21 protein-coding genes and 2 pseudogenes are annotated in these 25219 nt (G+C 55.4%); 14 read left to right on the forward strand and 9 right to left on the reverse strand.

The annotated features are described in order from the left end of the window. Positions 1–18: 18 nt before the first annotated feature. Complete coding sequence (locus tag AC0L6A_RS03690; protein ID WP_473292277.1) at positions 19–1563, reverse strand: alanine/glycine:cation symporter family protein; 1545 nt, start codon at positions 1561–1563, stop codon at positions 19–21. A 17-nt stretch (positions 1564–1580) separates the two neighbouring features. Continuing rightward, a complete protein-coding gene (locus AC0L6A_RS03695; protein ID WP_473292279.1) occupies positions 1581–2015 on the reverse strand; it encodes a universal stress protein in 435 nt (144 codons plus the stop codon). Positions 2016–2160: 145 nt separating this feature from the next. On the opposite strand from AC0L6A_RS03695, the gene AC0L6A_RS03700 reads away from it, so the two are divergent. After that, a complete protein-coding gene (locus AC0L6A_RS03700) occupies positions 2161–2619 on the forward strand; it encodes an Lrp/AsnC family transcriptional regulator (protein ID WP_473292280.1) in 459 nt (152 codons plus the stop codon). 52 nt (positions 2620–2671) lie between these two features. Here AC0L6A_RS03700 and AC0L6A_RS03705 read toward each other — a convergent pair whose 3' ends face one another. After that, positions 2672–3130 (reverse strand): Lrp/AsnC family transcriptional regulator, encoded by a 459-nt coding sequence (locus AC0L6A_RS03705; protein WP_473292281.1) that lies wholly within the window; start codon positions 3128–3130, stop codon positions 2672–2674. Positions 3131–3244: 114 nt separating this feature from the next. On the opposite strand from AC0L6A_RS03705, the gene AC0L6A_RS03710 reads away from it, so the two are divergent. Both AC0L6A_RS03710 and AC0L6A_RS03715 read left to right on the forward strand, forming a co-directional pair. After that, positions 3245–4447 (forward strand): methionine gamma-lyase, encoded by a 1203-nt coding sequence (locus AC0L6A_RS03710; protein WP_473292282.1) that lies wholly within the window; start codon positions 3245–3247, stop codon positions 4445–4447. Positions 4448–4457: 10 nt separating this feature from the next. After that, positions 4458–6845, forward strand: a complete 2388-nt coding sequence (locus tag AC0L6A_RS03715) for a 1-deoxy-D-xylulose-5-phosphate synthase N-terminal domain-containing protein (protein ID WP_473292283.1) — start codon at positions 4458–4460, stop codon at positions 6843–6845. A 39-nt stretch (positions 6846–6884) separates the two neighbouring features. Here AC0L6A_RS03715 and AC0L6A_RS03720 read toward each other — a convergent pair whose 3' ends face one another. Then, positions 6885–7922, reverse strand: a complete 1038-nt coding sequence (locus AC0L6A_RS03720; protein ID WP_473292284.1) for a LacI family DNA-binding transcriptional regulator — start codon at positions 7920–7922, stop codon at positions 6885–6887. A gap of 98 nt (positions 7923–8020) precedes the next feature. On the opposite strand from AC0L6A_RS03720, the gene AC0L6A_RS03725 reads away from it, so the two are divergent. The 11 genes and pseudogenes from AC0L6A_RS03725 to AC0L6A_RS03775 all read left to right on the forward strand — a co-directional run bounded on the left by AC0L6A_RS03725 (position 8021) and on the right by AC0L6A_RS03775 (position 20288). Further along, on the forward strand, positions 8021–9532 hold the full coding sequence (locus AC0L6A_RS03725; protein WP_473292285.1) for a tripartite tricarboxylate transporter permease: 1512 nt from the start codon (positions 8021–8023) through the stop codon (positions 9530–9532). Next, complete coding sequence (locus AC0L6A_RS03730; RefSeq protein ID WP_473292286.1) at positions 9529–9999, forward strand: tripartite tricarboxylate transporter TctB family protein; 471 nt, start codon at positions 9529–9531, stop codon at positions 9997–9999. The genes AC0L6A_RS03725 and AC0L6A_RS03730 overlap by 4 nt, the downstream gene beginning before the upstream one ends. 50 nt (positions 10000–10049) lie before the next feature. After that, positions 10050–11012 carry a tripartite tricarboxylate transporter substrate binding protein gene (locus AC0L6A_RS03735; protein ID WP_473292287.1) on the forward strand — a complete coding sequence of 321 codons (963 nt, stop codon included), beginning with the start codon at positions 10050–10052 and terminating at the stop codon, positions 11010–11012. Positions 11013–11076: 64 nt separating this feature from the next. Then, the gene (gene sauS / locus AC0L6A_RS03740) at positions 11077–12480 is read left to right on the forward strand and encodes an acylating sulfoacetaldehyde dehydrogenase (RefSeq protein WP_473292289.1); all 1404 of its coding nucleotides are present in this window, start codon (positions 11077–11079) and stop codon (positions 12478–12480) included. Continuing rightward, complete coding sequence (locus tag AC0L6A_RS03745) at positions 12477–13973, forward strand: AMP-binding protein (protein ID WP_473292290.1); 1497 nt, start codon at positions 12477–12479, stop codon at positions 13971–13973. Before sauS ends, AC0L6A_RS03745 begins: the two co-directional genes overlap by 4 nt. 353 nt (positions 13974–14326) lie before the next feature. Continuing rightward, a pseudogene (locus AC0L6A_RS03750) lies at positions 14327–16064 on the forward strand (ABC transporter substrate-binding protein). Between the two features lie 111 nt (positions 16065–16175). Beyond that, on the forward strand, positions 16176–17237 hold the full coding sequence (locus tag AC0L6A_RS03755; RefSeq protein WP_473293373.1) for an ABC transporter ATP-binding protein: 1062 nt from the start codon (positions 16176–16178) through the stop codon (positions 17235–17237). 10 nt (positions 17238–17247) lie between these two features. Next, a pseudogene (locus AC0L6A_RS03760) lies at positions 17248–18340 on the forward strand (ABC transporter ATP-binding protein). Further along, a complete protein-coding gene (locus AC0L6A_RS03765; protein WP_473292291.1) occupies positions 18337–19200 on the forward strand; it encodes a carbohydrate ABC transporter permease in 864 nt (287 codons plus the stop codon). Before AC0L6A_RS03760 ends, AC0L6A_RS03765 begins: the two are co-directional and overlap by 4 nt. 10 nt (positions 19201–19210) lie before the next feature. Beyond that, positions 19211–20008, forward strand: a complete 798-nt coding sequence (locus AC0L6A_RS03770; protein WP_246928532.1) for a carbohydrate ABC transporter permease — start codon at positions 19211–19213, stop codon at positions 20006–20008. Position 20009: 1 nt separating this feature from the next. After that, positions 20010–20288: a DUF2160 domain-containing protein gene (locus tag AC0L6A_RS03775; RefSeq protein ID WP_246928533.1), complete on the forward strand. Its 279-nt coding sequence runs from the start codon at positions 20010–20012 to the stop codon at positions 20286–20288. Positions 20289–20356: 68 nt separating this feature from the next. Here AC0L6A_RS03775 and AC0L6A_RS03780 read toward each other — a convergent pair whose 3' ends face one another. The 5 genes from AC0L6A_RS03780 to AC0L6A_RS03800 all read right to left on the reverse strand — a co-directional run bounded on the left by AC0L6A_RS03780 (position 20357) and on the right by AC0L6A_RS03800 (position 25197). Then, positions 20357–21469 carry a M56 family metallopeptidase gene (locus tag AC0L6A_RS03780; protein ID WP_473292292.1) on the reverse strand — a complete coding sequence of 371 codons (1113 nt, stop codon included), beginning with the start codon at positions 21467–21469 and terminating at the stop codon, positions 20357–20359. Next, positions 21459–21851 (reverse strand): BlaI/MecI/CopY family transcriptional regulator, encoded by a 393-nt coding sequence (locus AC0L6A_RS03785; RefSeq protein ID WP_246928536.1) that lies wholly within the window; start codon positions 21849–21851, stop codon positions 21459–21461. The genes AC0L6A_RS03780 and AC0L6A_RS03785 overlap by 11 nt, the downstream gene beginning before the upstream one ends. Positions 21852–21960: 109 nt before the next feature. Next, positions 21961–22263: a hypothetical protein gene (locus tag AC0L6A_RS03790; RefSeq protein ID WP_473292294.1), complete on the reverse strand. Its 303-nt coding sequence runs from the start codon at positions 22261–22263 to the stop codon at positions 21961–21963. Next, positions 22253–23713 carry a hypothetical protein gene (locus tag AC0L6A_RS03795; RefSeq protein WP_473292295.1) on the reverse strand — a complete coding sequence of 487 codons (1461 nt, stop codon included), beginning with the start codon at positions 23711–23713 and terminating at the stop codon, positions 22253–22255. Before AC0L6A_RS03795 ends, AC0L6A_RS03790 begins: the two co-directional genes overlap by 11 nt. Then, entirely contained in the window at positions 23710–25197 is a 1488-nt protein-coding gene (locus tag AC0L6A_RS03800) for an FAD-binding oxidoreductase (RefSeq protein ID WP_473292296.1), read from the reverse strand. Before AC0L6A_RS03800 ends, AC0L6A_RS03795 begins: the two co-directional genes overlap by 4 nt. Positions 25198–25219: the final 22 nt, after the last annotated feature.

Genomic DNA, 25219 nt, shown 5'->3' on the forward strand with positions numbered 1-25219 from the left:
AAAGGGGAAGTATCTACACTAGTGGAACTTTTTGATTTCGCCTGACTTGAGGCGTGACAGGTAGCTGTCCAGCTCGCCTTTCACCACGGGCATCAGGAAGTACAACGCGACGATGTTGACCACCGCCATGGCGAAGATTGCTGCGTCTGAGAAATCGATCACAGGGCCAAGGTTGGCCGAAGCGCCTATTACAACGAAGATGCAGAAGATGACCTTGAACACCAGCTCTTTGGTGTGGCCTTCACCGAACAGGAAGGTCCAGGCCTTAAGGCCGTAGTAGGACCAGCTGATCATGGTCGAGAAAGCAAACAAGATAACCGCAATCGCCAGGATGTACTTGAAGAAAGGAATGGCTGACGAGAACGCTGCAGATGTCAGCGCGACGCCTTTGTTGCCATCAACCGTTTGAATGGTCGATGCACCTTCATCCAGCAGATACAGGCCTGTGTTCGGATCGCTGACCAGCTGGCCAGTGATGATGATCACCAAAGCGGTCATCGTACAGATCACAACGGTATCAATGAACGGCTCAAGCAGGGACACGAAGCCCTCGGTGATAGGTTCTTTCGTACGAACTGCCGAGTGGGCAATCGCTGCGGAACCAACACCAGCTTCGTTCGAGAACGCAGCCCGTTTGAAGCCTTGGATCAGAGCGCCGACCATGCCACCAGCAACACCGGCTCCGGTAAATGCACCAGAGAAGATCTCGCCAAAAGCCCAGCCGATCATGTTTGCGTTCATGATCAGGATAACCAGTGCGGTCAGCACATAAAGCACGCCCATGAAGGGAACGACTTTTTCAGTTACCTTGGCAATGGATTTCAGGCCACCAACGATCACGGCAAATACGATTACGGCAAAGATCACACCTGTGATCCAACCCGGGAAGTCACCGACAACGTTTGCAATCTGTGCATGCGCTTGGTTGGCTTGGAACATGTTGCCGCCACCCAAAGCACCCAGGATACAGAAGACCGAGAACAGGACCGCCATGAAGCTGCCTGCTGGCAGACCACGTTCGGCAAAGCCTTTGGTCATATAGTACATAGGGCCACCGGAAACGGTGCCGTCCTCGTACTCATTGCGGTACTTCACGCCCAGCGTACATTCGGTGAACTTCGACGCCATGCCCATTAGGCCAGCGAGGATCATCCAGAATGTTGCACCGGGTCCACCAATGCCGACCGCGACTGCGACGCCGGCAATGTTGCCAAGGCCCACGGTGCCTGAAAGGGCAGTTGCAAGTGCTTGGAAGTGGCTAACCTCGCCGGCGTCATTGGGGTCGGAGTAGTCACCTTTGACCAGCGAGATCGAGTGCGGGAATGCCCGGAACTGGATAAAGCCGAAATAAAGCGTGAATACGGTTGCGGCGATAACCAGCCACATCACGATCCACGGGAAGGTGGTTCCGGGGAACGGGCTGAAGATTAAGCTTACAAACCATCCGGTCGCGCTTGCGAAACCTTCATTGATGGTCTGGTCCAATGATTGTGCCATGGCTGGCGCGGATGCTGCCAACATGGCGGGCACAGCAAGGGCTGCCGCCTTAATTTGATTGGTCATGATGTTTCCTGTTCGCTTTAAGGCACGATGGTCACTGGCACCGGTGCAGCCTGTGCAAGGCTGATAGCAACGGAACCGAATACACGCGAAGAAAGACCAGGCTCGCCATTGCGGCCGATCACGATCTGGTTAGCACCACATTCGTTGGCAATATCACCAAGGGTCGTGGCGATATTTCCGTATTTAAGTGCGGTGTCGACCTGCAGCCCGCTATCTTTCAGGCTTTCAACAGCTGGAGTAATTATCGCAGCTTCTGCGCGCTCTAGTTCTTCACCACGGCGCTTATGACGTTCTTCCAATTCATTTGGCGTCAAAAAGGAATACGGCGACCATTCCAACACGTGGGCAACAACGATGCTGCCGCCCAGCGTTTTGGCCAAATCCGTAGCGAATGCGAGCGCCGCTTTGGCGCTGTCACTGCCGTCATAACCGACGACGATCTTATGGGACATGTTTCCCTCCCTTTAATTGTAGCGTCCGTTTCAGGACATGTTCAGGTTAGCGCAACCAAGATAAGAAAGGTTCTTCCATTTCTTGATTAATAGGAAAATTTCTGGAAATATTTCCATCTGAGGGCTTCAAAAGAGAAAATTTCCTATGGACCAACTTGATATCCACATTCTTTCCATCCTTCAAAAGGACGGTCAGATATCGATGGCGCGGTTGTCCGAGAAGGTCGGGCTGTCACTGTCAGCCTGCCATCGGCGTGTCAAATTGCTTGAGGCTGACGGGAAAATTTCCCACTACGCTGCGCGCCTTAACCGCAAGTCCGTCGGGCTTGAAATACAAATCTTTATCGAGGTCAAACTGGTAAGTGCTCGACGGCATGATATTACTGCGTTTGAGGAAGCTATTTGCCAGATGCCAGAGGTTTTGGAGTGTCATCTGATTTCGGGTGAATTTGATTATCTCATCCGGGTAGCAGCCCGAAACACCGAGGATTACGAAACGCTATATCGTGAACGGTTGTCGCTTATTCCCTCGGTCGCGCAGATGAAAACCTTGCTGTGTCTTTCCACGGTAAAAGAGTTCCGGGGATTTCACCTGACTGCGTGACGATCGTCTGGTAGGCGGCACAACCGATAGGGCAATCGCTGAAGGGCCGACATTAAGACGTGGGCGGGAATACTGCTGTCTTCTTAACAGTCCCATAGACAAAGCTTGTATCGATCGAAGCGATGCCGCCGATCGGGTGGATCCGGGTGCGAATGAAATCTTCATAGGCGTTAAGGTCGGGCACCAGAACCTGCAGTTGATAATCCATAGCCCCGGTCATCACGTGGCATTCAAGCACTTCGTCAATCATTCGGACCCGTTTTTCAAAGTTCTGCACATCAACTTCGTTATGCCGTTCAAGCCGGATGCGCACGAAGACAGTAATGGATAGGCCGTAAGCGGCCGGGTCCACGTCGGCACTATATCCCTGAATGACGCCGTCGGCTTCCAGATTGCGAACTCTGCGCAAGCAGGGCGACGGCGACAGGTTCACTTCTTGGGCGAGATCCTGGTTTGTCATGCGGCCATCTTTTTGCAGTGCACGGATGATCTGCCTGTCTTTCGTGTCCATTTTCGGTCCTAAATTAGTAGATTATGCCAATATAGTATCAATTGGTGGCATTGTTGGCAATTCAATGCCGCGCGATGGGGTTCATTATGTCACTAAATGAATCAGGAGCTTCCAATGACCCACTCAACAGGTTTCGCCACTCGTGCCATCCATCACGCATATGATCCGTTTCAGAATGAGGGCGCGCTAACACCGCCATTGCATTTGACGTCGACCTTTGCCTTTGAAACGGCCGAAGCTGGCGGTGAGATGTTCGAAGGTGAGCGCCCGGGTCACATCTATAGCCGCATCTCAAACCCGACCTGCGACCTGTTGGAGCAACGCATAGCAACTTTGGAAGGGGCCGAGGCTGGTCTTGCATTGTCTTCCGGCATGGGGGCAATTACCGCAGCACTTTGGACGCTTCTGTCGCCCGGCGACGAAGTGCTCGTGGATAAGACCCTATATGGCTGCACCTTCGCATTCATGCGGCACGGATTGGCGAAATGGGGTGTAACCATCACCCACGTGGATATGACGGACCCCGAAAACCTGCGCAAAGCGATCTCGGACAAAACGCGGGTGGTTTATTTCGAAACACCAGCCAATCCGAATATGCGTTTGGTAGATATCGAAGCCTCCGCCCGGATTGCCCATGAGTTTGGTGCGCAGGTGATTGTCGACAACACCTATGCCACGCCATACCTGACCCGCCCGATTGAAATGGGGGCTGACATCGTTGTGCATTCGGCCACCAAGTATCTGGGGGGGCACGGTGACGTGGTCGCCGGACTTGTCGTCGGCACGGCCGAGCAGATCGAGGAAATCCGGCTGGTTGGCATGAAGGATATGACCGGGGCGGTGATGGCGCCGTTCAACGCCATGCTGATCTTGCGCGGGTTGAAGACACTTGCGTTGCGAGTGGATCGGCATTGCGCTTCGGCGCAAACGGTTGCTGCATTCTTGGAAACCCATCCGGCGATCACCGCCGTGCATTATCCGGGATTGGAAAGCTTCCCACAGCATGCGTTGGCTGAGCGTCAGATGGACCAACCCGGTGCTATGATCGCATTCGAGGTCGAAGGCGGTATGCAAGGCGGCATTCAACTGATGAACAATCTGAAAATGATCCAGAGGGCCGTATCGCTAGGGGATGCAGAAAGCCTGATCCAGCACCCAGCATCGATGACACACTCGACCTATACGCCCGAAGAGCGTGCCGCGCATGGGATCAGCGATGGACTAATCCGCTTGTCTGTTGGCCTTGAAGAGGTGACAGATATACTTGCGGATCTGGGACACGCGTTGCCAATTCCTGCTAAACATGCTGCCGAATAAGGAGGGTTCTATGTCCACCGAGATGCAACACCTCAAGACTATTGAGCAACGACTGCTGTGGTTGTCACACTGGATGATCCATCACGCCAATCACGTGCGCCCCAAAGTGGACGGGATCAAAGTTGGCGGGCACCAGGCCAGTTCAGCCTCGATGGTGTCGATCATGACGGCGCTGTATTTTTCGACGCTGAAGCCAGAAGATCGTGTGGCGGTGAAGCCGCATGCATCACCTGTGTTCCACGCCATTCAGTATCTGATGGGCAACCAAACCCGCGAGAAGATGGAAAACTTTCGCGGTTATGGTGGGGTTCAGTCTTACCCCAGCCGAACCAAAGATATTGATGATGTCGATTTCTCGACCGGCTCGGTTGGGCTTGGCGTGGCGGTCACGTCGTTTGCCTCGATCATCCAAGACTACATCAAGGCGAAAAGCTGGGGTACTGATGCGCCGATGGGCCGTATGGTGGCGCTGGTTGGTGATGCCGAACTGGACGAGGGCAACATTTACGAAGCCCTGCAGGAAGGTTGGAAAAACGATCTGCGCAACACGTGGTGGATCATCGATTATAACCGCCAGTCGCTGGATGGGATTGTCCGCGAAGGGTTGTTCGAACGCGTCGAAAAGATCTTTGACGCGTTTGGCTGGGACGTTGTGCGCATCAAGCACGGCACGCTGCAATGTGCGGCCTTTGAAGAGCCGGGCGGGGACAAGCTGCGCGACTGGATCGACAGTTGCCCCAACCAGGATTACTCGGCCCTGACTTACATGGGCGGTGAGGTTTGGCGCAAACGTCTGATGGACGATCTGGGCGATCAAGGTGATGTGACTGCGCTGATTGAAGCGCACAGCGACGAAGAGCTGGCAGCCTTGATGGAAAACCTTGGCGGCAACTGCGTCGAGACGATGGCCCAGACATTCGACGCCATCGACCATGACCGCCCCACCTGTTTCCTTGCCTACACGATCAAGGGCTGGGGTACGCCGATTGCGGGCCACAAAGACAACCACGGCGGGTTGATGAACAACACGCAGTTTGGTGCGTGGCAGAAGCACATGGGTGTGACTGAAGGTGACGAATGGGAGCCGCTGGCCACTGTCGAAGATCAGGCTGCTCTTCGGGATTTCTTGTCCAAAGCGCCTTTCTTTGCCCAAGGTCCGCGCCGCTTTGCCGATGATAAGATCGAGGTGCCCGCGATCGAGATGGATACCTCGCGCGAGATCTCGACCCAGATGGCGTTTGGCAAGGTGCTGGACGATCTGTCCAAGGGTGACAGCAAGCTGGCCGAACGGATCGTAACGACGTCCCCTGACGTGACGGGCACGACGAACCTTGGTCCGTGGGTGAACCGCCGCAAGCTTTTTGCCCGCACCGCACAGGCTGATGCGTTTATCGAAAACCGCATCCCTTCGACCGCGAAATGGGAGTTCACACCCGAAGGTCAGCATATCGAACTTGGCATTGCCGAGATGAACTTGATGCTGCTTTTGGGGGCTGCGGGCCTTAGCCACAGCCTGTTTGGCAAGCGGCTGATCCCGGTTGGCACCGTGTACGATCCCTTCGTGGCACGTGGTTTGGATGCACTGAATTATGCCTGTTATCAGGATGCGCGGTTCTTGCTGGTTGGCACCCCGTCAGGTGTCACGCTTGCCCCCGAAGGAGGCGCGCACCAGTCGATTGGATCGCCATTGATCGGGATGTCGCAGGACGGCCTAGCCTCGTTCGAACCGGCATTTGCTGACGAACTGGCCGTGATCATGGAATGGGCGTTTGACTACCTTCAGCGCGATGGTGAGGGCGACCCGGATGAACGGACTTGGCTGCGCGATGAAACCGGCGGCTCTGTCTATCTGCGCCTGACCACCAATCCCATTGAACAACCCGGAAAACGTGTGGACGAGGACTTCCACCAAGGGGCCATTGATGGCGCCTATTGGATGCGCAAACCCGGCCCGAATTGTGAGGTCGTGATTGCCTATCAAGGTTCGGTCGCCCCTGAAGCGATCAAGGCCGCTGGCATCATCGGTGAAGGGCGACGCGATGTTGGCGTTCTCTCTGTCACCTCGGCTGATCGGTTGAACGCGGGCTGGACGGCGGCGCAACGTGCGCGGTCGCGAGGGAACGCAGAAGCGCAATCTCATATCGAGGCGCTGTTGGGCACGTTGCCGCCGCATTGTAAGATCATCACGGTGATCGATGGGCACCCCGCGACGCTTTCGTGGTTGGGGTCTGTGACGGGTCATCAGACCATCCCGTTGGGTGTTGAGCATTTCGGTCAAACCGGCACGATTGGCGATCTGTATCGTCATCACGGGATTGATGCCGAAGCCATCGTCGAGAAGGTGAATGGTCTGACGTCAGGTAAGCGGGTTGCCCGTGGTGTAAACGCGCCTGCCTGATGTGATCGGTGGCTGGTGAACAGCACCTAATACGATTTCTTAGGGCGTCGTGCGTTTTGGAGAAGACGTCGACGCCCTTTGCACAAGCCGAAGTTCGCAATTCGTTGCGGTTGTTCCTTCGGTTTCCCCTGTCACGGTTTTTATGATCTGTTCAGCGGCCAATGCGCCGATACGACGTGCCGGAATGCGAATGGTTGAAAGCGATGGTTCGATCTCGCCCGAGCCTTTGAAATCGCCGATCCCCATGATCGACAAATCATTTGGTACATGAAGTCCTAGCTGTAGCGCTGCGTAAAGAACGCCTTGCGCAATGATGTCATTGCCGCACAGGATTGCAGTCGGTCGCCGCGTTCCGGAAAGCAGCGTCAGACTTGCCTGCTTGGCTTCCGCAATGTTGTAGGGGGACTCAAGTCGCCAGTCATCCGGGATCGCGATCTGTTCTTGCTGAAACACGTGAACGGCACCTTGCAGGCGGTCCCGGGCACGGTCATTCCCAGCCGGATCCGGAAAGATAAACGCGATGTCGCGATGGCCAAGGTCCAGAAGGTGGCGCGCGGCCAGTCGACCCGCTTCCGAGTTCTGGACCCCCACACAGGACAGCCGAGCGTCACTTTCGTAGTTCCATATTGCGACGCTTGGAATGGCTTGCTGTTCGATCAGCTGATAGGTCGCTTCGCTGTGCTCAAGACCAATAACGGCAAGCCCATCAACCCTGTGCTCAAGCAGTTTACGCAGCATCGCATATTCGCGATCAAGGTCGAACCCGTGGGACACAATAAGCATCGTGAATCCCAGCTCATCCAGTGCTTCTGAGAAAGATTGGATGAGCTCTGCAAAGATTGCATTGTCGATTGTGGGGACAACCAGTCCGATTGTCCCGGTCCGACGCCCATGCATGACCTGCGCTGCACGATTTCGGATATACCCAAGCTTTTGCACCGCCCGATCGATTTTCTTGCGAGTCGCTGGTTTCAACAAATCAGGGTGATTGAAACTTCGCGATACGGTCGAGATCGAGACCCCAGCCGCCTTCGCAACATCGACAATATCCGGCTTAGTCTTTTGTTTTCGGTTCATATTTCTGGCTCTTCGCACTAAAAAATGAAAACATTTGCAAAACTATTTTCATGTCTTAGCTTTAATTGTCAACGCGTGATCAAAAACGGGACGGCATCTTGGAATTTCTATATTACTTCGGTGATGTGTTCACACCAATCTCATTCGGCCTTTTGCTTTTAGGCACGATTGGGGGGCTTATCCTTGGTGCAACGCCGGGACTTTCGCCCACGATGGCTGTCGCGTTGCTGATACCCTTCACCTTTCACCTGGCGCCCGTGCAGGGGCTGATCCTTCTGGGGGCCGCTTATACCTCGACGGTGGCGGGTGGCGCTGTCAGCGCTATTCTTTTGAAGATCCCGGGTGCGCCTGCAAACATTGCGACGACACTGGATGGTCACACCATGGCCAAGCAGGGCAAAGGGGCGCAAGCGCTTCAGCTTAGCTTCCTTGCCTCGGCTGTTGGGGGTGTGTTCGGTGTTCTTCTGCTAATCTTTCTGACACCCGTTCTGTCGCAATGGGCGCTGGCCTTTGGGCCAAGCCATCTGTTCTGGCTCGCCATCCTTGGGGTCACAGTCATTGGTTCGCTGGACAGCGCATCGGTGGTGAAGGGTCTTCTGTCGGGGTGCATTGGCCTGTGGCTTGCAACCATTGGATTTGACGACATCATGGGTGCACAGCGGTTTATCTTCCACCCGGCTTTGGGTGGCGGCATCAACATCATCGCGGCGCTTATCGGGCTGTTTGCCATTCCGCAGGTTCTGACCATGTTCGCCAAAGGGCGCAGTGCGACGAATGCGGAGGTGATCGAGGTCGAGAAACATTCGATCATGGATGCCATTCGCGAGATTCTTCGCCGCCCGAAAGCCCTGAGCATTGGAACCATCACAGGTTCGATCATCGGGCTTATTCCGGGCGTCGGGGGGCAGATCGCGGGTCTTGTCGCCTATGACCAAACTAAGAAATTCAGCTCGGAGCGTGAAAAGTTCGGCAAGGGCCACAGCGAAGGCGTGATCGCGGCTGAGGCGGCCAACAATGCCATGGTCGGGCCAAGCCTTGTGCCACTTCTGACGCTTTCCATCCCCGGATCGCCAACCGCAGCGGTACTGTTGGGTGGCCTACTGATCCACGGAATTTTCCCGGGCACTGACCTGTTCGACAATCACCCGGACGTGGCATGGACCTTCATCAACTCGATGCTGATCGGACAAATCCTGATGTGCATCTTTGGGCTTTATGTGGCCGGTCTTGCCGCCCGCGTGGCGCAGGTCCCGCAAAGCGTCATGGCTGCTGTGGTGCTTGGGCTTGCCGTCTTCGGAAGCTACTCGGTCCAATCCAGCATGGGCGACGTTTACGTAATGGCGACGCTGGGCGTCATGATGTACTTCCTTGAACGCTTTGGTTTCTCGGCCGCGCCGCTGGTGCTTGGTCTGATCTTAGGTCCGATCGCCGAGGCAAACTTTATCCAAGGATCGATGATAGCAGGGGCCACCGACGGGATGGCCAGCTACTTCCTGTCCGGAATGTTGAACATCGTCCTGATCGCAATCGTCGTTGCGTCGATCGCCTATTCAGTCTGGATGGAACTTCGCAACCGCCGCTATACGTCGAAAGAGGAGATCATGGGATGAGCCACGTTAGTCTTCCCCGTATTCAACACATCGTCGCGTCTGGTGCTATCGCCTTGGTCGGCATGTGGGTCGCTTGGGTCAGCTACACGCAGCAACCGTCCGAAGCATTCCTGTTCCCGCGCCTCATCTCGACCGCCTTTGTCGTGTTGGCTTTGTGGACTTTTGTCAAAGCGATCCTGGGTTGGACGAAAGTTGGGAACGGAGTTTCACAGCGGGATTTCGTCTGGCTGCTGCCGGGTTTGATCATTGCGCTTATCTATATCTTCTGGGCGGCCAAAGCGCTGGGCTTTTACACAGCCGGCACAATCGCCTTCTTCATCCTGCTTAGCTTTTACGACCCTGCACCACATGGTGAAGCCAAAACGTGGATCAAGCGTGTGATTATCACCGCTGGTTTTTTGGCCGTGATGTATGGGCTCTTCGCCATGCTGCTCAAAGTTTACACACCACGAGAGATATTTTTCTGAACAAGACCGCGCAAAAGCGGCAAACGCACATCCAAGGGAGAGTATCTTAAATGAAACATCTACTGGCAGGCGCCGCATTGGCGCTGATGTCCCTGTCCGGTGGCGCAGCCATCGCCGAGGACTACCCCGAACGTCCCATCATGATGATGGTTAGCTATGGCGCAGGCGGCGCCACCGACTTTCAGGCGCGCATCGTCACCATGACGGCGGGCAATGAAGACGCGCTTGGCATGCCTGTGGCCATTATCAACAAACCCGGCGCTGGTGGCCGTGTTGGTTGGAACTGGCTTGCAACGCAGGCTGAGGCTGATGGTTACACGTTGGGCGCATACAATGTTCCCCACTTTATTGCTCAGTCGATCAAAGGTGGCGTGGAATACTCAGCCGACAGTTTTGAGCCCATCGCCAACTGGGGCGCAGACCCAGCTGTGTTTGTTGTCGGCAAAGATAGCCCAATGAACTCGATGGAAGATGTCGTGAACTACGCCAAGGAAAACCCGGGCAAGCTGACCTTCTCAGGTGCAGGCCTCTTTGTGGGTCACCACATCGCAGCGCTTCAGCTTGAAAAAGCCGCCGACGTGAAAATGGCTTACATCCCGACCAAAGGTGGCGGTGCCGCAGCGATGAAGGCTGTGATCGCGGGTGACGTAATGGGTGGCGTGAACAACCTGTCTGATGCCTTCCGTGCAGAGCAAGCTGGCAACGTCAAAATTCTGGGTGTGTTCGATCTGGAACGCAACGAGTTCCTGCCAGACGTTCCGACCCTGAAAGAACAGGGTTATGACATCGACAATGCCAGTGTGAACTTCCGCGGTGTCATGGTGCCCAAAGGCACCCCGCAAGACGTCATCGACAAACTGGCTGCAAGCGTTCCTGAGATGTTCAAGAACTCTCGCGTAGCAGGCAAAATGAAAGCCGGTGGATCGCCCATGCACATCATGACCCGTGAAGAGGTTCAGGCGATGTGGGCAGCCCGTCAAGAGACACTCGCAGAGCTTCTTGCAGGTCTTTAACAAGTAGAGCAGTACCAACGGATAGGGCGGTCGTCGCCCTATCCACTTCAATAGGAATTCCGTGATGAATGCACATGATGATATTGCCCAAGTAAGCGCGATTGTGGCCCGTGCGCGTGCCGCCCAGAAAGCTTACGAAGCTGGCGCCAGCCAAGCGCGATATGACCGCGCGGCCGAAGCCGCCGCTTGGGCAATCATGGAGCCTTCACGCAATAAGGCCTTGGCCGAGCTTGCGGTTGAAACAACCGGACTTGGCAATGTGCCTGACAAGATGATCAAGAACCACCGCAAGACCCTTGGCCTGATGCGCGACATCAAAGGTGTGAAAACGCAAGGGATCATCCGGGACGATGCGGCATCCGGCATAACCGAGATCGCCCGCCCCATCGGGGTGATTGGCGCTGTGGTCCCATCAACCAATCCGGCGGCCACGCCTGCCAACAACATCATCAATTCACTGAAGTGCGGCAACGCGGTTGTTGTTGCCCCATCGCCGAAGGGTGTGGCGAGCTGCGAGCTGCTTCTGTCCTACATTCACGCGGAGTTCGACAAACTGGGGCTGGATCATGATCTGGTTCAGATGATCCCCGCGCCGGGGTCCAAAGCCAAAACGCAGGCGATGATGGAGCTGTGCAATCGCGTGATCTGCACGGGCAGTCAGAACAACGTGCATCGCGCACAGACCTGCGGCACACCCGCTGTGGCTGTTGGTGCAGGCAATGTGACCGTGATCGTGGATGAGACTGCTGACCTAAAGTCCGCAGCCCAGAAAATCACGGCGTCCAAGACCTTCGACAACGCGACCTCGTGTTCGTCCGAGAACTCGATGATCGTCGTCGACGCAATCTATGACGACTTCATCGCAACACTGGCCGACGAGGGCGGCGCGCTGGTGAAAGACGAAGCGCAGATCGTCTCGAAGCTTTGGCCTGACGGGCATCTGAACCGTGAGGTGATCGCGCAGGATGCCGACAAGATGATCGAGGCGCTTGGCCTGTCTGGTCAGGTCCCGGATGACACCAAGTTCTTGGCGGTCGAGACACAAGGCATCGGCCCGGATCATCCACTGTCGGGCGAAAAGCTCAGCCGTGTCGCGGCGCTGTATCGCGCAAAGGATTATGATGATGCGCAGGCCATCGCCACGCGTATTCTGGACTATCAAGGAGCAGGGCATTCCATCGGCATTCACACCGCTGATGATGCACGTGCTGTCGCGCTGGGCGCGTCGATGCCGACCTGCCGGGTCATCGTCAATCAGGCGCACACCTTCGCCACGGGCGGGTCGTTTAACAACGGGATGCCGTTCTCGCTTTCCATGGGGTGCGGCAGTTGGGGTGGCAATGCGATTGATGAAAATCTGCATTGGAAGCACTTCATCCAAAGCACCAAGATTGTGCGTGAAATTCCCCCCGTTGAACCCGCAGTCGAAGACATCTTCGCGGATTACTGGGCCGACGCTGGGAAATGATGGTGGACGATCATACGCCCCCCAACGGTACCGTCCGCGATTGGCTGGATGACCGGGCAAGGGGGATCGGTGATCGTGATGCCTATCTATTTTTCGATGGCGAGCCCGCGCTGACCTGGTCGAATTTGCGGGGCAGGGCGCAGCATTTGGCGGGGCAACTTACCGCGCTGGGGCTGGAGAAAGGGGCGAGTGTCGCGATCCTCCAACCAAACGGGCGCGAGGCCGTCGAATGCCTTTACGGAGTGCTCTACGGCGGGTTCCGCGCGACGGTGATCAACCTTGTCGCCGGAGACGAGGCCATCGGATATGCGCTGGATCATTGCGAGGCGCGTATCGCTTTAGTTGGCGAAGCCCAAGCGGAGTTGTTCGAAAGAGTTCGCCCAAAAAGAATGTCGCGGTTTTCTGCTGGTTGCGCTAACGAGACCCCGACGCTGCATCCGCTGGCCCCCGACGACGATGCGCTGCTTATGTATACCTCGGGCACCACGGGTCGACCCAAAGGCGTAGTGCATAGCCATGCAAGTCTTCTGGCTGGTGGTTGGACGCCCGCCGTGGCCCACAAGCTGACGCCGGATGATCGTGGCCTCTGCGTGCTTCCAATTTATCACATCAACGGGCTGTGCGTGACGCTCCTGAGCACGCTGGTCTCAGGCGGGTCGCTTGCGGTGTCCGAGAAGTTCTCGGCAAGCAAGTTTTGGGATCAGTGTGAACAGGCGAAAGTAACTTGGTTCTCGGTCGTGCCGACCATCATCTCGCATTTGCTGCATTCGGATATCACCCCTTCATCCGATACCCGTGCCCGCCTGCGGTTCGGGCGTTCAGCTTCTTCTCCGTTGTCGCCCGATGTTCAGACGGCGTTCGAAACCCGGTTCGAAGTTCCGATTGTCGAGACGATGGGGCTGACGGAAACAGCGGCTCAAATACTATCCAATCCTCTTCCACCAGGTGTCCGCAAAATCGGATCACCGGGGAAAGCCTATGGGAACGAAGCCTGTATCCTGTCCACTGATCTGAAGCCCCTGCCACCGAACACCAAGGGAGAGATTGCGGTGCGTGGTCCGAATGTGATGCGCGAGTATCTGAAGAACCCAGAGGCCACGCTTGACACGTTCACACCCGACGGATGGCTACGCACCGGTGATCTTGGGCATGTAGATGAAGACGGGTATTTCTTCGTGACGGGTCGCTTGAAAGAGCTGATCATCAAGGGCGGCGAAAACATCGCCCCACGCGAAATCGATGAAGCGCTCTATTCGCATCCAGATGTGGTTGAGGCTGCTGCATTTGCCCGCCCCTGCAATACCTATGGAGAGCGGGTAGAGGCTGCTGTTAAGTTGCGCGATGGATCAGAGTTGTCGACTGAGCAGCTTGTGGAGATATGCGTTTCGAAGCTCGGCAAGTTCAAATCCCCAGACGCCATCTATGTTCTGGAAGATTTACCCAAAGGTCCCTCGGGAAAAATCCAGAGGATCAAACTGATTGAACTGGTTTAGCGGAGGCTGACATCTGCCGCAGTTCTTACATTTCCCTGTCGTACGTTCCTTATCAAGCAAAGCCAGATACAGCGATTTGGCATGATGGCCCATCGTGACTTGGGCCGAATCTGATGCTGTAACCTGATATCCGTAAGCGGTTTTCATGCGACGCGATGTAGCCTTAATGCATTGGATTACAATGAGTATTTTTCCTACAGTACGCAGTTTACGGGCCCAAGAAAAGTTCCAGCTTTCCACCGAAATAGCCGTCAATATTCTTTCTACTAATTTATTAGTTGACTGTTAGCGCTGTCTTTGCAAACGTTACGTATCCGGCGGGAGGCCGGTTTATAAAAAACTGGGAGGACAAGATGCGGACGTATCTTATGTCCGCAGTTGCGGCGACCGCCGTAATTGCGGGGACACACTCGATTTATGCCGATGAAGCGGCTGCGACACGCTGGATTGACAGCGAGTTTCAACCTTCGTCGCTAAGCAAAGACGAACAAATGGCCGAGATGAACTGGTTCATCGAAGCTGCTCAGCCCTATTCTGGGATGGAGATCAACGTGCTGTCGGAAGGTATTCCGACTCACGGTTACGAAGCCGAGGTTCTAACCAAGGCGTTCGAAGAAATCACCGGCATCAAGGTCAACCACCAGATCTTGGGTGAAGGCGAAGTTGTGCAAGCTGTGCAAACACAGATGCAGACCAAGCGTAACCTTTATGATGGCTACGTGAATGACTTGATCCTGATCGGGACGCACTCGCGCCTGCAACTGGCCTATAACCTGACCGATCAAATGGCAGGCGATTGGGCGGCGACAACATCGCCGACGCTTGACCTTGCTGACTTCATGGGCACTCAGTTCACCACCGGACCGGATGGCGACCTGTACCAGCTGCCAGACCAGCAATTTGCGAACCTTTACTGGTTCCGCAAGGACTGGTTTGATCGCGAAGACCTGCAAACGGCCTTTAAAGCGAAATACGGCTATGACCTTGGCGTTCCTGTCAACTGGTCAGCTTACGAAGACATTGCCGAGTTCTTCTCGACCGACGTCAAAAATATCGATGGCGTCGATATCTATGGTCACATGGATTACGGCAAACGTGCACCTGATCTTGGTTGGCGTATGACGGATGCTTGGCTGTCGATGGCTGGTGCTGGTTCTAAGGGCGAGCCCAACGGTGTTCCAATCGACGAATGGGGCATCCGCATGGAAGCCGGTTCGTGTAACCCATCAGGCGCAAGCGTGACCCGTGGTGGTGCTGCAAACGGCCCAGCGGCTGTTTATGCGATCCGCAAATGGGACGAATGGCTGCGGAATTACGCCCCTCCGGGTGCTGCAAGCTATGACTTCTATCAGTCGCTGCCCGCATTGGCACAAGGCAACGTGGCCCAGCAGATTTTCTGGTACACCGCCTTTACCGCCGACATGGTGAAGCCTAAATCTGAAGGCAACAACACCGTGGATGACGAGGGTACGCCGCTTTGGCGCATGGCCCCAAGCCCGCATGGCCCATATTGGGAAGAAGGCCAGAAGGTCGGTTATCAGGATGTTGGATACCTGGACCTTCCTGAAGTCGACCCCATCGGATCGCGCGCAAGCTGCTTGGCTGTATGCTCAGTTCGTGACCTCGAAAACCGTTGACGTGAAGAAGTCGCATGTTGGTCTGACCTTCATTCGCGACAGCTCGGTCAACCACGAGAGCTTCAGCGAACGCGCCGGAAAACTGGGTGGTCTGGTGGAATTCTACCGCTCGCCCGACCGCGTGGCTTGGTCGCCAACCGGCATCAACGTGCCTGACTATCCTAAGCTTGCCCAAATCTGGTGGCAGCAGATTGGTGACGTGAACTCGGGTGCCTTTACCCCGCAGGAAGCGATGAACCGTCTGGCCGAGGAAATGGACATCACCATGGCTCGGATGCAACGCGCAGATGAAGCTCAGAACGTCTATGGCGGCTGTGGCCCTCGTCTGAACGAGGAAAAGGATGCGGAATGGTGGTACGCTAATGGTGGTGCAAAGCCCCCGTTGGACAACGAAAAGCCGCAAGGCCAGACCGTCAACTATGACGAACTGGTTGCGCGCTGGAGTGCCAACTAAACGACTCCCGTGTCACGAGGCCCTTACCTCGTGACCCAAAAAGGGCTGGGGCCTTATCGGGCCTCAGCCCCCCTGTCCGCCCACCGGCGTTTACTCAATCAAGGATGAATGATGGCACTTGTGCTGAAAGATATCACCAAGGTGGTTCAAGGGGTGACGCATATCAAACCCACTAGCCTGACGTTGGAGACAGGTCATTTCAACGTACTGTTGGGGCAAACCGGGGCCGGTAAGACGTCTTTGATCAAGATGATGGCGGGGCTGGACCCGATTGCATCTGGTCAGGTTCTGATGGACGGAACAGATGTAACGAAACTGTCGACGCAGAAGCGGAAGATCAGCTTGGTGCACCAGTTTTTCGTCAACTACCCACACATGACAGTCTACGACAACATCGCCTCGCCGCTGAAAGTGGCTGGACTGGCGAAATCCGAAATTCAAGGTCGCGTGGAAGAGGCGGCCGATATTCTGAAGCTGCGCCCGATGCTGCATCGACGCCCGCATGAACTGTCTGGCGGACAGCAACAACGCTGTGCACTGGCGCGTGCGATTGCCAAAGACAGCCAAGCCGTGTTCTTGGACGAACCGTTGGCCAACCTCGACTACAAGTTGCGCGAGGAATTGCGTGAACTTCTGCCCGAGCTTTTCGCGGGCCGTGGGGCGGTTGTGGTTTATGCCACATCCGAACCGGAAGAGGCGCTGCTTTTGGGCGGGCAAACCGCGCTGATGGCGGATGGATACGTCGCGCAATTCGGCACAACTGCCGACATCTATCGTGCTCCGGACACTTTGGCCGCTGCGCGCATATTCTCGGACCCTCCAATCAACTATGCGCCTGTGGTGAAGCAGGGTGACAGCTTCCGGATGGGCGATATCAATTGGGCAGCAAATCCTGAAACATCGGGGCTTTCTGACGGTGAATACACCGTTGCTGTGCGTCCAAATCATATCGTGCCGCAGCCAAATGACATGGCAACCGTCCCGCTTGAAGGCCGCATCGCCGTGACAGAACTCAGCGGGTCCGAAAGCTCGGCGCATTTTGAATTTGACGATCATGCCTGGGTTTCACTTGCCCACGGCGCCCACCCGTATGAGGTCGGCGAAAACCACACATTCTTCATGGATGCCAACGCGTGCCTTTACTTTGCACCCGATGGCAGCCGCGCCGTCTAAGGGGGACGAGATGGCCAAGATCACACTTAAGAACCTTCGGCATTCTTACATGCCGAACCCGCAAGGTCCCGAGGATTATGCGTTAAAGCACCTCGACATTGATTGGGAAGACGGGGGGGCTTATGCGCTGCTGGGTCCGTCAGGCTGCGGAAAATCCACGCTTCTGAATATCATTTCGGGGCTTTTGATACCGTCGGACGGTCAGTATCTTGTTTGACGATCAGGACGTAACACCGTTGCCGCCAGATCAACGCAACATCGCGCAGGTTTTTCAGTTTCCGGTCATCTACGACACAATGACGGTCTACGATAATCTGGCGTTCCCACTGCGCAACCGGGGCAGGGACGAAGCCACTGTGCGCGAACGGGTGCTTGCGATTGCCGAGATGTTGGAAGTCAACGACATGCTCGATCGTCGTGCGGCCGGGCTGTCACCTGACAACAAGCAAAAGATCTCGATGGGGCGCGGGTTGGTGCGTAACGACGTGAATGTCGTGATGTTCGATGAACCGCTGACAGTGATCGACCCACATCTGAAATGGAAGCTGCGGTCGAAACTGAAAGAGCTGCACCAGCGCGTCAAAGCAACGATGATTTATGTGACCCATGACCAGACCGAGGCTCTGACCTTCGCCGATCAGGTCGTGGTGATGGAAGACGGCGAAGTGGTTCAGATCGGTACCCCGGTCGAGCTGTTCGAACGCCCTGCCCACACTTTTGTCGGCCACTTTATCGGGTCGCCCGGCATGAACGTCCTGCCCGCAGAGCTACGCGACGGAGGCGCCTTCTTCCAAGGCCAGAATGTCCCACTGGAAGGCGCTGTGAAGCGCGGCACGGATGGCCGAATTGAAATCGGTGTCCGCCCTGAATTTGTGGCCGTTGGTGACACCGGCATCGCGGCACGGGTAAATCGTGTGGCTGACGTCGGCCGCCACAACGTGGTCGAGGCGATAGTGGGCGACCAGAAGGTCTCGGCCATTATGAACGGTCCTGCACCGGCGCAAGGTGACAAAGTTCATTTGCAGTTTCTGCAAAGCCAGACCCGAGTTTATTCCGATGGCTGGATCGCAACCGATCCCGCCCCGCAGGAGGTTTCAGCATGAAAACCGAAAACCAAAAAGCGTGGTTCCTTGTGCTGCCGGTGTTGATCCTGGTGGCGTTTAACGCGCTGATCCCAATGATGACCGTGGTGAACTACTCGGTTCAAGAAACCTTCGGGAACAACCTTTTCTTCTGGGAAGGGCTGACGTGGTTTGAACAGATCTTGCGATCTGAACGGTTCCACGCCGCCCTTGGTCGCCAGTTTCTGTTCACCTTCCTGATCTTAATCATCGAGGTACCACTAGGCATCGCAATCGCGCTTTCTATGCCTCGCAAGGGCTTCTGGGTACCGGTCTGTCTGGTCCTAATGGCCCTTCCGATGTTGATCCCATGGAACGTTGTTGGCGCAATGTGGAACATCTTTGCGCTGCCCGATATCGGTCTGCTGGGATACTTCATTAACCACGTTTTGGGCATCAGTTATGATATGACTCAAAACCCGTTCGCGGCTTGGGTGACTATCATTACGATGGACGTTTGGCACTGGACATCGCTTGTTGTGCTGCTGGCTTATGCGGGTCTCGTTTCGATCCCCGACGCCTATTACCAAGCGGCCAAAATCGACGGTGCATCCAATTGGTCGGTGTTTCGCTATATCCAACTGCCGAAGATGAAAAACGTGCTGACCATCGCGATCCTGCTGCGGTTCATGGACAGCTTCAACATCTATACCGAACCCTTCGTCCTTACCGGCGGCGGTCCCGGTAATTCGACAACGCTTTTGTCCATCGACTTGGTGAAAATTGCCCTTGGGCAGTTTGACCTTGGACCGGCAGCGGCGATGTCGCTGATCTACTTCGCAATCACGCTTTTGGTGTCATGGCTGTTCTACACCCTGATGACCAAAGACGATTTGAATTGAGGACGACCCCATGAAGAAACGTTCCCTCGTCCCGATCATCTACATCATCTTCCTGATGTTGCCGATCTATTGGCTTGTCGCGATGAGCTTCAAGACCACAAACGAGATCCTGTCAGGCTTCTCGCTGTTTCCTCAGACCTTTACGCTGGACGCCTATAAGACGATCTTTACCGATCCGACGTGGTATTGGGGCTACATCAACTCGATCCTTTACGTGTCGATCAACACGGTGATCTCGATCGCTGTGGCGTTGCCTGCGGCCTATGCGTTTTCACGGTATCGCTTTCTGGGCGACAAGCAGTTGTTCTTTTGGCTCCTGACCAACAGGATGGCCCCGGCGGCGGTGTTTGCCTTGCCGTTCTTCCAGCTCTACTCAGCCGTAGGTATCTTCGACACGCACTTGGCCGTGGCTCTGGCGCATTGCTTGTTCAACATCCCGCTCGCCGTGTGGATATTGGAAGGCTTCATGGGCGGCGTGCCCAAGGAATTGGACGAGACCGCTTATGTCGACGGCTATTCCTTCCCGCGCTTCTTCGTGTCGATCTTCATCCCGACGATCAAGGCAGGTGTCGGTGTCGCCGCATTCTTCTGCTTCATGTTCTCATGGGTCGAACTGCTGCTTGCCAAGACCCTGACGGCGGTCGCGGCCAAGCCGATCGCCGCCACAATGACCAAGACTGCATCCAGTGCGGGGTATGAGCTGGGATTGCTGGCAGCCGCTGGTACCTTGACCATTATTCCGGGCGCAATCGTAATCTATTTCGTCCGCAACTACATCGCGAAGGGCTTCGCGATGGGAAGGGTTTGATATGCTAAGTTGGATGGCTTGGACGTGGCCCACTGCGTTCGTCTTCATTGGAATTTTCACGGGGATCGCAATCCTGACTATCACCGAGATCAAATACCCCGGTGGGGCAGAGCGTCAGGGTGTGTTGGGATTGACCACCACTCGCGGTGATCGCTATTTCCTAAGCCTTCTGGGCACCAGTTTCATCTTTCTGATCTGGCTGGGACTTATCGGAATGCCGCTTTGGGCCCCGCTTGCAATCTCAATCGCATGGGGTGTCTTCTGTTTCTGGAAGGTGTGAAACTCCAAGCATATTAATAAGAAACGGCCCGGATTTCCGGGCCGTTTTTCATTGCGCGATATGGATGTTTACCAGCTGCGTTGCGCCAAGGTGTTCAGCTGGTTCAGCCGCTCTAGGTTGGCAACCGTCGACAGCATGATCCGCTCGTGGCTCCAATCCGTAGGTTGCGCAAGCGAGGTCGCGCCAACAAACACACAGGCCGTCACCACAACTGACATCGCGATACCCACAAGGCGACGTTCGCGTGTTGGGTTGGCCTGATCGCGCGCAATCTCAAGAATGCGATCTTTAAGCATCGAGCGACGCCCCATGAACGGAATAGAACGCCCGACCAGTGGTACACCAAAGGCGCGGGGCTGACCTCGAGTGTTTCGGTTGCGGCGGGCGATACTGAGAAGGCGGATCGAATAGCCATGTGCATCAAACCCACGGCGCGCCAGATAGGCGCGATCGCACGCCAGTTCACCCAGCTTACGCAGGCGACCTGACAGGAACCAAAACCCGGGGTTCAGAACGGCCAAGGGTGAGATTAGCGACAAGATTACTTCGGCATCCACATCACCTTGTCTGATATGCTGCATTTCATGCCCAATGGACATCTGCATTGCATCGCGATCCCGGTATAGGTTTTCTGGAAGCACAACGTAGTAGTACCAGAGCCCGCGCGTCGAGAACGGCACAGTGATCTCGGGGCTTAGCACCACACGCACGCGCCGGCTTTGACCCATCACGCGTCCCGCGCGGATGGACCGATGAATTCGCGCGACATTGATGGCTAGATAAAAGCTTCGACCGATGAGTGTCGCCAGAAACGCTGCGACCAAAACCATAACCAATGTCGAGCCACCGCCGGTGACAAGGTCAACGATCTGGGATTTGACCGAGATTAGCGCGCTCATTTCGCTGGCGCTGACGGAAAGATTGCCCTTCAAATATTGCGCCACAATCGCGTCCGTCGCATTCACTGATGTCGCCAGCGGCGATGACAACAGAAATGGCAGAAGAAGCGGCAATACGGCAAGGCTGGCACAGGCGGTAACGCCCAAGCGGCGGCGCGTCAGGAAGCATCGCCGTTGTCCGCACAGCATGAATGCTGCTTCGAAAACGGCAAATACCAACGCGGCCAGCAAGATCATGGATTGAATCCAGATCACCCCCCCTACGATTTGTTCAATCGTCATCCTTTCTGATCCTTGTATCAATGATCTCTTTTATTTCCTGGATCATTTCGTCCGTCAGATCTTCGTTATCCACCAGCCTTGCAACAAGCGCGGTTGGTGTTCCTCCAAACAAAGCATCTGACAAATTTTTGAGGGACCGTCCCTCGTACTCATGCCTTTGGATGGCGGGCACATACACCAGGCTTCTGGCCTGCCGCTCGGATGTGACATACCCTTTGTCATCCAAAATTTTCATGATGGTCGCCACGGACGTATAAGCCCGCTTGGTGCTGCCCTTTAGGGCCCCCATAACATCACGTACCGATCCGGAACCAAGGCTCCAGAGGGCGATCATAAATTCAAGCTCAACATCTGTGAGCAACTCGCTGCGTCGGCGCGCCACGGCAATTCTCCGTCAGTGACAACTAGAGAATTAGTACAGCATTACGGTCTGCAGACAAAGCAGAATCCAAGCTGCCCATTTTGGCGGGTCTATTCCCTAACAAATTTGACTAACGAATAGGTGTGTTTTGCGGCATTGGCAGGCATCCAGCCAAACCGACAGGAAGAACAAGCCGCGCTCCTTTCTTGTACAAAGATTTCGCGAAACCGGCCTGTTCGGACCTGAGTGATATTGTGAAATCTGACGTGGCAATCACGGACGTATCTGGTGCTAGATTGTTCAGAAGGGTCTGGTTGGGAAAAACGACGACATAGGCCGGCGCTTCATCGGTGAGCAATGCAACGGCAAGCAGCACTGAAATCCATCCCAGAAACATCAGCGGAATGGCGATCAGGAAGCGTCTAATAGTCATGGATATGTTCCAAGACCAGACCGGTGCTTGATAGGGTGCGCAGGCGGGCCGCCAGATCGACAGTTTTTACGACGATGAGATGGCGATGATCATCGATCCCCTGCCGTGCGCGACTGAAAACTGCCCCCGGTTCAGAGGCGCGCGCAGAAAGCGCGGTGAACAGAATGTCGTCGTTGCCCGCAATTTCCACGAAGTCGAGCCCATCATTGGCGAACCTCGTCAGAAGATGCGTCAATGCGCGGTAACGGGGTGTCTCAATTTCGATGCCTTCGGGATGGTTACCCACGACCACCACATCAGGGATGCTGTCGAAATACGAAGCGTCCACTCCGGTCGCGATCATCCTGAGTGTTAAGGCGTCTGGTCCCACCTGCGCGACCGCGTCTGCGATTACATCGGCATATGCCGCCTTGGCCCCATATTCAGCGCCAAGCGCGAAACGACGCTCTTGATCGCGCAAGTTGTCCGTCGCCGCATTTTGCAAAGCCAATGCATCCGCCTGAAAATCCCATTTGTACCAAGGGGTTTGCTGAAGGAATTCCGCATAGGCAGAGGCTTGACGCGCGGAGACATCGTCGAGAGGTGCACGTTCAGCGCCGCGAAGGGCAGCAAACAAGCGCCCAATGGTTTCTTCATAGGCGGCTTTAAGCAACAGCTCGGCAGTGAAGCTGACGCCGATCACATAGACCATCTGCTTTGTTTCACCATCGACGTGACCGTGGTTTGAGGCTTCACGAGTAAGCGAACATAGGGATGACCAGAACCCACCAATTGATTGCAAAAAGCCAAAATCATGTGGGTCTGCGGTTTCGATGACCCGCGCATAGTCCTCGTACGCATGAACGATATCCCATTCAGGATAGGTCATCAGCGTTCGGGATTCTGGTCGGTGATGGGCAGGTGCGATTAGAGCAGTGTAGGCCGTCGGTTCGGCGTCACCACGGCACATCGTTTCGACATAGCCCACGGGCAGCAGCAAACCTACAACCGCTAAGACGCCAAGTAGCAATAGCCGCTTCGTATATCGCCAAAGTCGCCTCAAACTGCGCGTCCCATACGCCCAAATCCTGCCCATACGGCGATCCCACCCAGTGCCAAATGGGGCAAGTTGGCCAATACGCGTGGCAGCGACCAGTCCATCCCCGCCGATCCGTTGGTGAATATCCCAAGGTCCAGATATCCGTAGCCGGTGAAGAAACCGAAGATCCCCATCGCCCAGATAGGCGAGCCCAAACAGGATCAGAAAGCTTCTGGCTGCTTTGTGCGATAGAAGCCCCGCGACCAGCGCCCAAATGGCCGAGGCCACATGCAGTGCGTCGTCATAGATATCGAGCGCAAATATCCCAAACGCGAGACCGTCTTTATCCGTCAGGCCGGGAATGTAATTCAGGGATGCAGCACCCATCAGCGCTACGAAATACCCCATGCAAAGTTTTTGTAGATTGGTCATAAGCGCCCCAGATACTGGTCCCATAAATTGTTGCGCAGAACGAGGTCAGGATCGACCTCGCGTTTCGCACGTACGAATTGGCCCACATTAGCATAGGCATCAGAGAGTTGTTCCAATCGTGCATGTGGTCGATAGGGCAAGTAATAGGCCCCGCCGACCTCTACAACGCGATCAATAAGTTCTTGTGTCATGCGCGTCATGTCCGCCTCTGCCCGTTGTGTCAGCTCTTGGCTAAATGACATGACTGCGGCAATGCGGGGTTCCGGGGCGAAAGACAAAATGCTTTGGTCGTCCTGAGCCACGTAGCGAAGCGTCACATTCAGAAATTCTTGATACGAGGCCGGAATGACCTCTTGGCAGGCGCGCACAAAGGCATCGAATGCATCAAAGCCGACAAAGTGTTCGTGCAATATGTCAGTCCGGTCGGGGTTTCGGTCATCCAAGGTGACCACAGGTTCGTTGATCAGGGAGTTGCGCGTGACGTCCCCTCCGCCAAGTGCTGGGCCGATGCTGGTTTCGTTCCACCATCGAAAGGTTTTGAAAGTCTCGTTTCCAAGCTGCGCACGGTAAAGGCGGCTGGCCGCATGGGACATCCAGCCTGAACTTGCTGCGGCTGGTAGGTCGGTTTGGTCATCTGTTTCGCGATAGGTGACAAGCAGAGCTTTCTCGAAAAATGTCTCGCGTTCTACGTTTAGTCGTCCATAGGCCATGGAGACAGCGGGATCGTCTACGGCCTTTCGAAAAGCAGCGGCAAAATCGGTTGCTTCAATTACCTCGAAGCTGGGGGTAAGGCGCGTGTTCTTCACCATTTCGATTTCCATGTCGATGATGATGCCAATCAGCCCGTATCCCCCCATGGCAAGATTGAACAGATCGGTGTTTTCGGTTTTTGAACATGTCACCAGATCGCCTGACGGCAAGATCATCCGCAACGACCTTACGGTTGACCCCATCGGACCAAACGGGACAGGCCAGCCGTGCGCATTAACGGAATAGGTGGCCGCCAGACCAAAGTCGTTGTTGGACTGCATGACTTTGGGCGAGAAGCCCGCAGGATCAAGCGTGGTGATCACGTCGGACCAACGTGCGCCTGCATGTGCGCGATAGGTCAATGCGGTGTTGTCCAGCTCGACCTCTGCGTTATCAAAGGTGATTGCTGTCCCATCCCGGGGAATGGCTTGGCCACCCATGGAATGCCGCGCGGCACCCACATTAAGCGGGCGGTTTTCGGATTTTGCCTCAGAGATTTCGCGCCGGATTTCGTCAATCAAATTGTCATTAGCAGAGCTGCTGAGGCGTAGGTGCTTGTTGACCGGTGTTGCCGACAAACCGCTTGCGTCATTCAGTATTTTGTCACCAGTGGGAACATCTATACGGCTGGTTCCCTCATAGACGGGCAATTGCGCACGGATCAGGGAAGACATCCCCCAGCCTGCAGCACCTCCAACGCCAATAAGCGCCGCGCGCCGTGTGAAATTCTTCATAGCTAAAATACTCCTGCTACGC

It is taken from the genome of Aliiroseovarius sp. D2-2, from assembly GCF_055809455.1.